Genomic DNA, 12,715 nt, shown 5'->3' on the forward strand with positions numbered 1-12,715 from the left:
TCCGCTCAGAATCCGCCCGGCAGCGGTGGCGACGCCGGACGCGCCGGACGCCGTCGTCCGCCTCGCCAGCCGCCCCGCCGCTCGGCGGCCAGCCGGCTCTGGCGGCGACCACTCTCGTACGCCACCTCCCGCTGGAGCCGACGCCAGCTCTCCCAGCGCCGGGCAGGCAGTTCCCCGTTCTCCAGCGCCTCCCGCACCGCGCAGGCGGGCTCGGCGGTGTGCCCGCAGTCGGCGTACCGGCAACCGGTGGCCAGCTCGGCGATGTCGACGAACGCCCGGTCCAGCCCGGCGTGCCCGTCCAGCAGACCGACCGCCCGGACCCCGGGAGTGTCCAGCACCGCACCGCCGCCGGGCACCGGGACCAGCGCCCGCCAGGTGGTGGTGTGCCGGCCCTTGCCGTCGGAGCGTCGGATCGCCTGGGTCGGCATGACGTCCGCCCCGACCAGGGCGTTGACCAGGCTCGACTTGCCCGCCCCGGAGGGGCCGAGCAGGGCCAGTGTGCGGCCCGGCGCGACCAGGGGCCGCAGCGGTTCCAGTCCGGTGCCCCGCTCGGCGCTGACCGGCAGCACCGGCACCCCGGGCGCCACCGAGGCGAGCTGCCGGGCCACCGCCTGCGGGTCGGCGGCCAGGTCGGCCTTGGTGAGCAGCACCAGCGGCCGGGCCCCCGACTCGTGGGCCAGCGAGAGCAGCCGTTCGATCCGGGCGGTGTCCGGCTCCGGGTGCACCGGCTCGACCACCGCGGCGGTGTCGAGGTTGGCGGCGAGCACCTGCCCGCTGGCGTCCTTGCCGGCGGTCCGGCGGACCAGCGCGGTACGCCGGGGCAGCACCGCGTCGACGGTCACCGGGCCGTCCGGCCAGCGGGCCAGCAGCACCCAGTCGCCGGCGCACGGCAACGCGGTCAGGTCACGGGCGGCGGCGGCCAGCACCGCCGGGCCCATGCTGGCCCGGACCGGTCCGTCCGCGCCGAGGACGGTGCACACCCCCCGGTCGACCCGGGCCACCCGGCCGGGCCGGCGGTCCGGGCGCCGCCGCGCGTACGCCGCCCGCTCGGCGTCCAGGCCGAGGGCGGTCAGATCGATGGTCATGTCATCCTCATCAGGGTCGGAACTGGTCGTGGCGCAACACGCGTACTGCGACCGGCATGGTCACCACCCCCGTTCGTCGTCCCGGTACCGCGTCGAGGCCGACGGTAGGCGTCACGCCGACGCGCCGAAAGTGAATTCCCCGGCGGCGCAACGCTCCCGGGACCGCTAGGGTCGTGGCGTGACCACAGATCCACTGCTGTTGACCGGTGAGGTGGACGACGCCACCGTCCGGCTGTTGCACACGGCGGCCGGTCTCGACGCGGCGGCCGTCACGGCCCCTTCCCTGCTGCCCGGCTGGACCCGTGGCCACGTGCTGACCCACCTGGCCCGCAACGCCGACGGGTTCGTCAACCTGCTCACCGCCGCCCGCACCGGCGAGCCCATCCCGATGTACACCAGCACCGCCGCCCGGGACGCCGACATCACCGCCGGGGCCGCCCGGCCACCCGCCGAGCACCTGGCCGACCTGCGCCGTTGCGCCGACCGGTTCGCCGAAGCGGTGGCCGCCATGCCGGTCGAGGCGTGGAGCGCCACCGTGCAGACCCGACGCGGCCCGTGGAAGGCCGCCATGCTGGTCTGGGGCCGGCTGCGCGAGCTGGAGGTGCACCACGTCGACCTGGCCACCGGCTACCGCCCGGCGGACTGGCCGCCGACGTTCGCCCAGCACCTGCTGCACGAGGTGGCCGGTGGACTCGCCGGCCGTCCCGACGCGCCGGCGCTGGTGCTGCGGCCTGCCGACGGCAACCGGCCGGAGCTGGTGGTGGGCGACCCTGCGGGCGCCCCGCTGGTCGCCGGCCCCGCCGCCGAGCTGGCCGCCTGGTTGATCGGCCGCAGCAGCGGCGACGTGTTGACCGTCACCCCGAACGGTCCCCTGCCGACACCACCGGAATGGATATAGACCGCCCATGAGCTACACCGGAGACGTCACCCCCGGCGGCCCGCCCGCCGTCCGCGAGCTGGACCGGCTCACCGTCACCAAGGTGTCGGTCGGCCCGATGGACAACAACGCCTACCTGCTGCGCTGCCGCGACACCGGCGCGCAGGTGCTCATCGACGCCGCGAACGAGGCGCCCCGACTGCTCGACCTGGTCGGTGACACCGGCCTGGCCTCGGTGGTCACCACCCACCAGCACATGGACCACTGGGTGGCGCTGGAGGAGGTCGTCGCCAAGACCAGCGCCCGCGCCCTGGTGCACGCCGACGACGCCGACGGACTGCCGATCACGGCGCAGACCCTGGCCGACGGCGACACCGTCGCGGTGGGCGACCAGACGCTGGAAGTGATCCACATCAAGGGACACACCCCCGGGTCGGTCGCGCTGCTCTACCGCGACCCGGCCGGCACCCCGCACCTGTTCACCGGCGACTCCCTCTTTCCCGGTGGCGTCGGCAACACCGACCGGGATCCGGAGCGCTTCGGCCAGCTCATCGACGACGTGGAGCACAAGCTGTTCGACCGGCTGCCCGACGAGACCTGGTTCTACCCGGGCCACGGCGGGGACAGCACCCTCGGCGCGGAGCGGGCGTCGCTGCCGCAGTGGCGGGCCCGCGGCTGGTGACGACGTGGCGTCGGTCGGCTCCGACCGGCCGACGCCGGCCCGTTCCCCGTCCACCCGCTCCGGCCGTTCCCCCGAACCGCCCGCGGCCGGACGACGGCTGACCTCACCGCGGCCGTAGCACCTGCACCCAGCGGACCGGGGAGTCGACGGAGGGTTCGGTGGTCGGCACCGGATAGCAGGCCACCACCTCCAGCACGTCCGACGGCAGGTGCCCCCGGTCCGGGTCGCCGACCAGCACCTGCGCCCCACCCTCGGCGGCCCGCCGCAGGTACGGCAGCACCCGGGCGGCCAGTTCCCGGTCGTAGAGGACGTCCCCGGCGACCAGCAGGTCGGCAGGCGTCCCGTCGTCGTCGAGCAGGTCGCCCTGGCGGGCGAGCACCCGTACCCGGTTGGCCCGTGCGTTGACGGTCGCCGCCGCCACCGCGTACGGGTCCACGTCGTTGGCGACGACCTGGGCGGCCCCGGCCAGCGCGGCGGCGATGGCGACCAGTCCGGAGCCGGCGGCCAGGTCGAGCACCCGGCGACCGGCGACCAGCTCGGGGTGGTCCAGCAGGTGTCGGGCAAGCGCCTGGCCGCCCGCCCAGGCCGATGCCCAGAACGGTGGCGGCAGGGTACGACCGGCTGCCGCCTCCATCCGGGCCCACCAGACGATCGCGTCCTCGGCGAGGTGCAGCCGCACCTCGGGCACGAACGGTGTGGGCACCAGCCGGAGCCGGTCCAGCCCGTCGCCCGGCGCGTCGATCTCCGCCTCCAGCTCGGTCAACGCGGCGGTACTCGGTCCGTTCACCGGTCGAGTGTGCCCGAGCGGACCACCCGCCGGGCGGCATTCCGGCCCTGCCCGCGAGTTTCCGTTGAATCTTGCGGCACTTCAGCCGGCAAAAATCGGATCGGCCGGTTACTGTCGGGGCAGTACAGGGCGACCAACCGCCGCAACGGCGGGGGGTCACCCGTTGTAAACAGGGAGAGATGCATGGCAACCGGCACGGTCAAGTGGTTCAACTCGGAAAAGGGCTTCGGCTTCATCGAGCAGGATGGCGGGGGCCCCGACGTCTTCGTCCACTACTCGGCGATCGCCAGTAGCGGTTACCGGGAACTGCAGGAGGCCCAGAAGGTCGAGTTCGATGTGACCCAGGGGCAGAAGGGTCCGCAGGCGGAGAACGTCCGCCCGCTGTAGGTCCGTGCCGGTGGCGGCGGCCCTGGGCCGCCGCCACCGAGCGCTTTCAGGTCGTCGCCGCCGTCGTGGATAGGTTCCGACCGCGCCGGATCGGCCCCACCAGCAGGATCAGCGGCGTGGCCGCCAACCAGCAGGTAGCTGGCCTTCGCCACGTTCCCGATCGCCACCCCGAGGCTCACCAGGATCCCGCCCAGCGGCAGCCAGAGCGGCCCGGCCGGGCCGGCGGCGAGGCCCACCTCACGGATCAGGAAGACCGCGGGAGAACCAGCAGCGACGGATGCCGTGGATCATGCAGGATCTCCCGCCGTCCGGCGCGGAGTGTCACTGCGGCACCGAGCGGTTCACCGGTCCCCGGGTTGCGCGCGTAGCGGGGATGGGCACCACCGGAGACCTGCAGCCGCAGCCGGTGCCCGGCGGCGAAGCGGTGCGCCGCCGGCCACAGCGGCACCGGCACCCGGGTCACCCCGTCCGCGTCCACCGGGAACCGGCCGGGGGCCACCCGGACCAGGCCGTCGCAGACGTTCCACGACCGGCCGCGCCGGTCCACGTCACAGAGCCGGACGAAGACGTCCAGGTACGGCAGTTCGCTGCGCACGTGGATCTCGGCGCGGACCGGACCCACCACCTCGACCGGGGCGGTCAATACCGCGCTGGTGTAGACGAGCACGTCCGGCCGGGCCTCGACGGGGCGGTTGTCGACCGGGCCGGCCCGCTGGGCGACCAGCAGCGGGCCGCCGAGCGACGGGGTGGGATCGGCCGGGTCGTACCGGATGGTGTCCGGTGTCGACGCCGTCGGCGGCTCCGGGGCGAGCCGGCCCCCGGCGTGCAGGTGCCACGGGGTGTCGGTCGCCGGTGGAGGCCAGTCGGGGAGGTCCCGCCAACCACCGCCGTCCCCGCCGACGTGCACCCGCACCGGGGCGCGCGGCGACGCCGGCCGGCCGTACAGGTGGGCGTCGAGCCAGCCCAGCCCCTCCCGTAGCGCCTCCGCCAGCAACCCGGGGCTGCCGTGCGTCCACGGGCCGACGGTGAGCCGGGTGGGCACCCCTGCGGCGCGCAGCGCGGCGTGGTCGGCGAGCTGGGCGGGCAGGAAGATGTCCTGCCAGCCGCTGATCATCGCCACCGGGGCGCGCACCTCGGCGATCCGCGCGCCGAAGACCCGACTCCGCCAGTACTCGGCGTCCGGGGTGTGGTGGCGCAGCCACTCCTGGAAGAACGGCACGGTCACCCCGGTCGCCACCCGGTCGGCCTCGGCCAGCGGCAGGTGGGCCAGCGCGGCGGCCAGCCGGGGCTGCCCACGCTTGAGCTCCCACTGCCGGGCCAGCCACGGCACGGTCTGCGCCTGGAGCAGCTCGGTCCAGGTCAGCACGGTGTCCAGGGCGAAGGACTCCCCCGCGTACGTCGAGTCACGGGTGGCCGAGGCGGTGACCACCGCGACCATCGCGGCCAGTTCGTCCCCCGCCTCGGCGGCCAGGGCCCACTGCACGAAGCCCTGGTAGCTGGCCCCGAACATGCCGAACCGGCCGGTGTACCAGGGCTGCCCACGCAGCCAGTCGACGGTGTCCAGGCCGTCGTCGCGCTCGTGCGCCAGCGGGTCGAACCGGCCGCCGGAGCCGTCGGTGCCCCGACAGGACTGGATCACCAGGTGGAAGCCGCGACCGGCGATCAGCCGGCCGAGCAGCCGCATCGGCCCGCCCCGCCCGTACGGGGTGCGGATCAGCACGGTCGGCGCGCCGGGCAACCGGGGAGCGTAGTGGTCGGTACGCAGCACGACGCCGTCGCGGGCCCGTACCGGAATGCCCCGGGTGACGGCGACCCGGTGGGTGGGTACGGCGGGCAGCCGCAGCGCGGCGGCGGCGATCCGGTCCAGCACGGCGGTCAGCCCGCCGGACGCCGGGGCGGTTCGGGCCGGGCGGCCCGCATGGCGTCGCGGTGCTCCCGCATCGAGGCGACCATGGTGGCCAGGAACCGGTGCACGATCGCCAGCTCCTCGTCGGTGAACCGGGCCATCACCTCGTCGGTACGCCGGCCGAGCGGTCCGAAGAAACTCATCGCCAGGGCGGCCCCCTGGTCGGCGTAGCGCAGGAACACCTTGCGCCGGTCGGCGGTGTCCCGGTCCCGGCGGATGTGCCCGGCGCGTTCCAGCCGGTCGATCAGCGCGGTCACCGACCCCGAGGAGAGGTGGAGCTGTTCGCCGAGCCGGCCGGGGGTGATCGGGTCGCCGAGCAGTTCGGCGTCCATGACGGCGATCAACGCGTGCAGGTCGGTCGGGTTGAGCCCGTGTAGGCCGGCGAAGGCGTGCCCGATGTGCTGCGCGTCCACCGAGTAACGCCGCAGGTCGTTGGTGATGTCGGCCACCATCCGCCCGCGCGGATCGTCCCGCCGCCGATACATCTCGTGCGCTGCCACGCCCGCCGTTTCCCCCTGTCGGTCCGTCCGCTTGCAGCATAGAGCAGCGGCCGATAATCTCGGCCATCAAGATACTCGACAGCCGGGCTATTTTCGGGCCGGCGTCACCACCGACAGACCACGAGGGCATTCGATGTCTCTGTTCACCCGCGTCGCCCGCAGCCGGCTCGCCGCCTGGCTCACCGTGGTCGCCGCGATCGTCGTCGGCGCGGTCGTCTTCGGGCTCCCCAGGCCCGACAACCCCGCCCCCGTCTCCGCCACCGGCCTGTCCGTGCAGTGGCAGTCGACCCAGGTGGAACGCCTTCAGGACCAGCTACCGGCCAGCGACGTCCAACCGGCCGTCATCGTGGTCAGCCGGGACGACGGCAGCCCGCTGACCGACGCCGACCGGGCCGCCGTCACCGACCGCTCCGGCGCGCTGGGCCGGCTCGCCGTCGGCGGTCAGGTCAGCCCGCCCCAGGTCTCCCCGGACGGCACGGTCGCGCTGCTCGCCGTGCCGCTGGACACCGCCGACGGCCAGCAGGCCGTCGCCGACCAGGTCGCCCAGGTCCGCGACACCCTCACCGACCTGCCCGCCGGGCTCACCGTCGCGGTCACCGGGGCACCCGCGTTCACCGCCGACCTGACCAAGGTCTTCGAGGGCGCCGACGTCACCCTGCTCGCCGTCACCGCCGGCGTGGTCGCCCTGCTGCTGCTGATCACCTACCGCAGCCCGTTCCTGTGGATCGTGCCGCTGATCGTGGTCGCCGCCACCGAACAGCTCACCCTGCGGGCCGTCGACACCATCGTCCCGGCCGTCGGCATCAACCTCCAGGAGGGCGCGGTCACCGGCATCGCCAGCGTGCTGGTCTTCGGCGCCGCCACCGACTACGCCCTGCTGCTCATCGCCCGTTACCGGGAGGAGCTGCGCCGCGCCGAGGACCGGTTCGCCGCCATGCGCGCCGCCGTACGCCGTACCGCCGAACCGATCCTGGCCAGTGGCGGCACCGTCGTGCTCGGCGTACTCACCCTGCTGCTGTCCGAGCAGGAGACCAACCGGGCCCTCGCCGTGGCCTGCGCCACCGGGGTCGTGTTCGCCATGCTCTCGGCGCTGTTCGTGCTCCCCGCCGTGCTGGTCGTCTTCGGGCGGGGGCTGTTCTGGCCGTTCGTGCCGAGGGTCGGCGGCCCGGCCCGCGAGGGCAAGCTGTGGGGCCGGCTCGGCACCGCCGTGGTCCGCCGCCCGGTGCCGGTCGCCGTGCTGGCCACCCTGCTGCTCGCCGGTCTCGCCCTCGGCGGGCTGGGCGTCCGCACCGGCCTGTCCGAGACCGAGCAGTTCCGGGTCGAGCCGGAGGCGGTCGCCGGGGCCAAGACACTGGCCCGGGCCTTCCCCGCCGGCACCACCCAGCCGGTGGCCGTGCTCACCAACCCGGCCGCCACCGACGCGGTCACCCGGGCCGCCGCAGCCGTGCCCGGGGTCGCCTCCGCCCGCCCCGGCGCGGCCGGCGCGAGCGTCGCCCAGGTCGACGTGGTGCTGACCGCCGAACCGGGCAGCCCGGCGTCCGACCGGGCGGTCGAGGCGCTGCGGGACGCGGTCGCCGCCGTACCCGGCTCCGCGCCACCCGCCGTCGCCGGAGCCGAGCCGGCCGACGGCGCACTGGTCGGGGGCACCGTCGCGGCGACCTACGACTCCGACGAGGCCAACACCCGGGACCTGTGGCTGATCCTGCCGATCATCCTGGTGCTCGTCCTCGCCGTCCTGGTGCTGCTGCTGCGCGGACTGCTCGCCCCGCTGCTGCTGGTGCTCACCGTGATCGCGTCCTTCTTCGCCAGCCTGGGCGCGGCCTGGCTGCTCTTCGACCACGTGCTGGACTTCCCCGCGCTGGACAGCGGAGTGCTCCTGCTGGCCTTCGTGTTCCTCGTCGCCCTCGGGGTGGACTACAACATCTTCCTGGTCACCCGGGCCCGAGAGGACGCCCGCCGGGCCGGTACCCGGGACGGGATGCTCTCCGCCCTACGGGTCACCGGCGGGGTGATCACCAGCGCGGGCGTCCTGCTCGCCGCGGTCTTCGCCGTCCTCGGCGTGCTGCCGCTGATCACCCTGACCCAGATCGGGATCATCGTGTGCATCGGTGTGCTGCTCGACACCCTGTTGGTGCGCACGGTGCTGGTGCCGGCGCTGGCGTTCGTGCTCGGTGACCGGTTCTGGTGGCCGGGCCGGATCAGCCCGGACACCGCTGCCGCCACCGACGCGCCCACCACCGGCCCCACGAGCACCGACCCCACCGACGCGCCCGCCGTCGACGCCGCTGGCAGGGAGGTCGCCGCCCGGGACTGAGCCGGATCCTGGACCTCCGCGGGACCGGGTCCTGGTGTGCCCGGGTGGCCGGGGCGGGTGCCCACGGCGAGGCGATCCGGGCGGGCCGCCGACAGCCCCCTGCGGCGGCGATCCCTCCGGAGATGTGTCGCCGGTCACGGCCACCCCGTTCCTCGGCCGCAGTGCCGAGACGGGCCGTCGCGGGCCCGCGTACGCTAGGAGACCGACCAGCAGGGTCGTCTCCCCCCGGCACCGACAGACCGAAGATCACTGCGGCCCCGTCCGCCATGATCATCGCGACCACGGATGGCCCGACCGGACCGGCGGAATCGGCAGACCAGCAGCTGGCACGGCCGGAACAGCAGTTCCGGCCGAGATCCGGGCGGTGTCGGGGTGACCCCGACACCTGCCCCGGCAACCGTAGACAGGAGTATGGAGGGTATGCAGCTTCGCACCGACCTCCGCAATGTCGCCATCATCGCCCACGTCGACCACGGCAAAACGACCCTGGTCGACGCCATGTTGCGGCAGGCCGGCGCCTACGGGGCCCGTGGTGAGAACACCGAGCGCGTCATGGACTCGATGGACCTCGAACGGGAAAAGGGCATCACCATCCTGGCCAAGAACACCGGCGTGCGGTACCTGCCGGCGGACGGCTCCGACCCGGTCACCATCAACATCATCGACACCCCTGGCCACGCCGACTTCGGTGGCGAGGTCGAGCGGGGCCTGACCATGGTCGACGGGGTGGTGCTGCTGGTCGATGCCAGCGAGGGCCCGCTGCCGCAGACCCGGTTCGTGCTCCGCAAGGCGCTCAAGGCCCGGATGCCGATCATCCTGGTGATCAACAAGGTGGACCGTCCCGACGCCCGGATCAAGGAGGTCGTGGACGACACCTACGAGCTCTTCCTCGACCTGGACGCCGACGAGGAGCAGATCGACTTCCCGATCGTCTACGCCTGCGCCCGCGACGGCATCGCCTCGCTGACCCAGCCCGCCGACGGCTCGGTGCCGGACGACAGCACCAGCCTGGAGCCGCTGTTCCGCACCCTGCTCGACACCATCCCGCCGCCCTCCTACAACGAGGACGCACCGCTGCAGGCGCACGTCACCAACCTCGACGCCTCGCCGTTCCTGGGCCGGTTGGCGCTGTGCCGGGTGCGCCAGGGCACCATCAACAAGGGCCAGACGGTGGCCTGGTGCCGTACCGACGGCAGCACCCAGCGGGTCCGCATCTCCGAGATGCTGATGACCGAGGGGCTGGAGCGCAAGCCGGCCGACTCGGCCGGACCCGGCGACATCATCGCCGTCGCCGGCATCCCGGAGATCATGATCGGTGAGACCCTCGCCGACGCGGAGAACCCGATCCCGCTGCCGCTGATCACCGTGGACGAGCCGGCCATCTCGATGACCATCGGCACCAACACCTCGCCGCTGGTCGGCCGGGTCAAGGGCGCCAAGGTCACCGCCCGGATGGTCAAGGACCGGCTCGACAAGGAGCTGGTCGGCAACGTGTCGCTGCGGGTCCTGCCGACCGAGCGACCGGACGCCTGGGAGGTGCAGGGCCGAGGCGAGCTGGCCCTGGCCATCCTGGTGGAGCAGATGCGCCGCGAGTCGTACGAGCTGACCGTCGGCAAGCCGCAGGTGGTCACCAAGGAGATCGACGGCAAGACCTGCGAGCCGGTGGAGCGGCTGACCATCGACGCCCCGGAGGAGTACCTGGGCGCGATCACCCAGCTCCTGGCGACCCGCAAGGGCCGGATGGAGCAGCTGGTCAACCACGGCACCGGTTGGATCCGGATGGAGTGGCTGGTGCCGGCGCGCGGCCTGATCGGCTTCCGCACCGAGTTCCTCACCGACACCCGGGGCACCGGCATCCTGCACCACGTCTTCGAGTCGTACGAGCCGTGGTTCGGTGAGCTGCGGACCCGCAACAACGGTTCGCTGGTGGCCGACCGGACCGGCGTGGTCACCCCGTTCGCCATGATCAACCTGCAGGAACGCGGCCAGCTCTTCGTCGAGCCGACCACCGAGGTGTACGAGGGCATGATCGTCGGGGAGAACTCCCGCTCCGACGACATGGACGTCAACATCACCAAGGAGAAGAAGCTCACCAACATGCGGGCCTCGACCTCCGACGAGACCGAGAAGCTGATCCCGCCGCGCAAGCTCTCCCTGGAGCAGGCGCTGGAGTTCTGCCGCGAGGACGAGTGCGTCGAGGTGACCCCGGTCGCCGTCCGGATTCGCAAGGTGGTGCTGGACCAGACCCAGCGGGGCCGGATGGCCGCCCGCCGCAAGCACGCCGGCTGACCCACCCCGTTCCACCCGGAGCCCCGGTCCGCCCCACGCGGCCCGGGGCTCCGCCCGCCCCGGGCTTCAAAGGCTCCGCCCGCCCCGGGCTCCAGCAACTCCCGCCCGCCCCGGGCGGCAAGGGCTCCCGCCCGTCCCGGGGGCCGGGCGCTCCGCCGTCCCAGGGCTACCGCCGTGCGCGCCGGCGGTCCGCTACCGTCACCGTCATGACCTGGGATGATCTCGACGCCCGGCTGGACCGGGTGCCCGGCACCGTCTCGGCGTACGTGGGCCGGCTCGACGCGCCGCCCACCTGGACCCGTACCCCCGACGCCACCCACTACGCGGCCAGCACCATGAAGGTCGCGGTGCTGCTGGCGCTGCACCGCGCCGCCGAGGCGGGCACCCTCGCCCTGGACGCCCCGGTGCCGGTGGTCAACGAGTTCGACTCCGCCCGGCCGGGCGCACCCCGGTTCTCCTGCGCCCGGCACTACGACAACGACGAGGCGGTCTGGGAGCGGCTGGGCGGGCGGGCCACCCCGCGCTGGCTGGCCGACCGGATGATCACCCGGTCCAGCAACCTCGCCACCAACCTGCTCATCGACCGGGTCGGACTGCCCGCCGTGGCGCAGGCATGGCAGCTCGCCGGTGCGCGGCACAGCGTCACCGGGCGGGGCATCGAGGACGCCGCCGCCCGGGAGGCGGGCATCACCAATCTGGTCACCACCGCCGACCTGGCGGCGCTGCTCGGCGGGCTGGCCGCCGGTGTCGACCGTCCCGGGCCGCTGGCCTCCCCGGCGGCCTGTGCCGCCATGGTGGACGTGCTGCTGGCCCAGCGGCACCGCGAGGATCTCGCCGCCGGGCTGCCCGACGGCACCCGGATCGCCCACAAGAACGGCTGGGTGCGCGGCGTGCGGCACGGTGCCGGCGTGGTCCTGCCCGACGACGCCCCGCCGTACGTGATCGCCGTCTGCACCACCACCGACCTCGCCGCCTCAGCCGACGACGACCTCGACGACGCCTGCCGGCTGGTCGCGGAGGTCTCGGCGGCGGCCTGGGCGGCCCGGCACGACCTGGCCGGCTGACCGGCCTCAGTCCAGCAGGTGCCGCCGCAGGGCGGCGCGGACCTCCGCGGTCACCCCCAACCCGTCGACCAGGTACGCGTCGAACGACCCGTGCGCCCGGCGCACCTCGTCGTACCCGGCGTCCAGGTAGGCGGGGCGGACCTCCAGCACCGCCCGCGCCGTCTCCGGGTCCAGCTCCGGCCGCTGCCGCAGCATCGCCGCCAACAGCGCCTCGCGCAGCTCCACCGTCAGCTCGTTGTGCCGCAGGTAGTCGGCCCGCACCGTCTCCTCGTCCACGCCGAGGGCGGTGAGCAGCACCACCGCCAGCCAACCGGTGCGGTCCTTACCGGCCGAGCAGTGGAACAGCAGCGGCAGGTTCGCCGGATCGGCCGCCAACCGGACCGCACGGGCGAAGCCCACCCGGGCCGCCTCGCCGGTGACGAACCAGCGGTAGACCGTCGCCATCGCGGCCGGGGCGCCCTGCCGGGCCAGTTCGTCGTACGCGTCGAGGTCGTGGCCGAGGAGCACCGCCGAGAGGTACGTGAACGCGGGGTGCGCCGGGTCGAGCACCGGCAGCCGGACCAGGTGCGGGTCACCGGCCAACCGGTTCGGCGGGGCGACCGCCGTCTCGGAGTCGTCGCGCAGGTCGACCACGCAGGCCGGGGCGAGCCGACCCAGCACCGTCAGGTCGGCCTCGGTGAGCCGGCCCAGCGCCGGGGTGCGGATCAGCCGGCCCGCCCGTACCCGCCGCCCGTCCGTGGTGGGTAGTCCGCCCAGGTCACGGGCGTTCGGTGCGCCCACCAGCTCCCAGTCCCGCACGTTCATCGGCCTCCCTCTCCGGCGAC

The 12,715-nt window shown here is 74.0% G+C and carries 11 protein-coding genes; 6 read left to right on the forward strand and 5 right to left on the reverse strand.

Going from position 1 to position 12,715, the window contains the following annotated elements; translation table 11 throughout:
- Window positions 1-5 precede the first annotated feature (5 nt).
- Window positions 6-1,085: a ribosome small subunit-dependent GTPase A gene (rsgA, locus tag ACIG87_RS16180; RefSeq protein ID WP_396851286.1), complete on the reverse strand. Its 1,080-nt coding sequence runs from the start codon at window positions 1,083-1,085 to the stop codon at window positions 6-8.
- A 178-nt stretch (window positions 1,086-1,263) separates the two neighbouring features.
- On the opposite strand from rsgA, the gene ACIG87_RS16185 reads away from it, so the two are divergent.
- Both ACIG87_RS16185 and ACIG87_RS16190 read left to right on the forward strand, forming a co-directional pair.
- Window positions 1,264-1,983 (forward strand): maleylpyruvate isomerase family mycothiol-dependent enzyme, encoded by a 720-nt coding sequence (locus tag ACIG87_RS16185; protein WP_396851287.1) that lies wholly within the window; start codon window positions 1,264-1,266, stop codon window positions 1,981-1,983.
- Between the two features lie 7 nt (window positions 1,984-1,990).
- Complete coding sequence (locus ACIG87_RS16190) at window positions 1,991-2,644, forward strand: MBL fold metallo-hydrolase (RefSeq protein ID WP_396851288.1); 654 nt, start codon at window positions 1,991-1,993, stop codon at window positions 2,642-2,644.
- A gap of 103 nt (window positions 2,645-2,747) precedes the next feature.
- Here the strand turns inward: ACIG87_RS16190 and ACIG87_RS16195 are convergent, their stop codons facing one another.
- Window positions 2,748-3,431, reverse strand: coding sequence for a class I SAM-dependent methyltransferase (locus ACIG87_RS16195; protein WP_396851289.1), 684 nt, complete (start codon window positions 3,429-3,431; stop codon window positions 2,748-2,750).
- Window positions 3,432-3,614: 183 nt separating this feature from the next.
- On the opposite strand from ACIG87_RS16195, the gene ACIG87_RS16200 reads away from it, so the two are divergent.
- Window positions 3,615-3,818, forward strand: coding sequence for a cold-shock protein (locus ACIG87_RS16200; RefSeq protein ID WP_091237353.1), 204 nt, complete (start codon window positions 3,615-3,617; stop codon window positions 3,816-3,818).
- Between the two features lie 244 nt (window positions 3,819-4,062).
- On the opposite strand, the gene ACIG87_RS16205 is transcribed toward ACIG87_RS16200, so the two are convergent.
- Window positions 4,063-5,688, reverse strand: coding sequence for a CocE/NonD family hydrolase (locus tag ACIG87_RS16205; RefSeq protein ID WP_396851290.1), 1,626 nt, complete (start codon window positions 5,686-5,688; stop codon window positions 4,063-4,065).
- Between the two features lie 5 nt (window positions 5,689-5,693).
- Window positions 5,694-6,209, reverse strand: a complete 516-nt coding sequence (locus ACIG87_RS16210) for a MarR family winged helix-turn-helix transcriptional regulator (protein WP_396851329.1) — start codon at window positions 6,207-6,209, stop codon at window positions 5,694-5,696.
- 148 nt (window positions 6,210-6,357) lie between these two features.
- Between ACIG87_RS16210 and ACIG87_RS16215 the strand changes: the two genes are divergently transcribed.
- From ACIG87_RS16215 to ACIG87_RS16225, 3 genes are all read left to right on the forward strand, one after another.
- Window positions 6,358-8,538 carry an MMPL family transporter gene (locus ACIG87_RS16215; RefSeq protein WP_396851291.1) on the forward strand — a complete coding sequence of 727 codons (2,181 nt, stop codon included), beginning with the start codon at window positions 6,358-6,360 and terminating at the stop codon, window positions 8,536-8,538.
- 420 nt (window positions 8,539-8,958) lie between these two features.
- Window positions 8,959-10,827: a translational GTPase TypA gene (typA, locus tag ACIG87_RS16220; protein ID WP_396851292.1), complete on the forward strand. Its 1,869-nt coding sequence runs from the start codon at window positions 8,959-8,961 to the stop codon at window positions 10,825-10,827.
- A 206-nt stretch (window positions 10,828-11,033) separates the two neighbouring features.
- Window positions 11,034-11,891, forward strand: a complete 858-nt coding sequence (locus ACIG87_RS16225; RefSeq protein WP_396851293.1) for a serine hydrolase — start codon at window positions 11,034-11,036, stop codon at window positions 11,889-11,891.
- Between the two features lie 6 nt (window positions 11,892-11,897).
- Here ACIG87_RS16225 and ACIG87_RS16230 read toward each other — a convergent pair whose 3' ends face one another.
- A complete protein-coding gene (locus ACIG87_RS16230) occupies window positions 11,898-12,695 on the reverse strand; it encodes a tyrosine-protein phosphatase (protein ID WP_396851294.1) in 798 nt (265 codons plus the stop codon).
- Window positions 12,696-12,715: the final 20 nt, after the last annotated feature.

Source organism: Micromonospora sp. NPDC051925, assembly GCF_044548625.1.
GTDB lineage: Bacteria > Actinomycetota > Actinomycetes > Mycobacteriales > Micromonosporaceae > Micromonospora.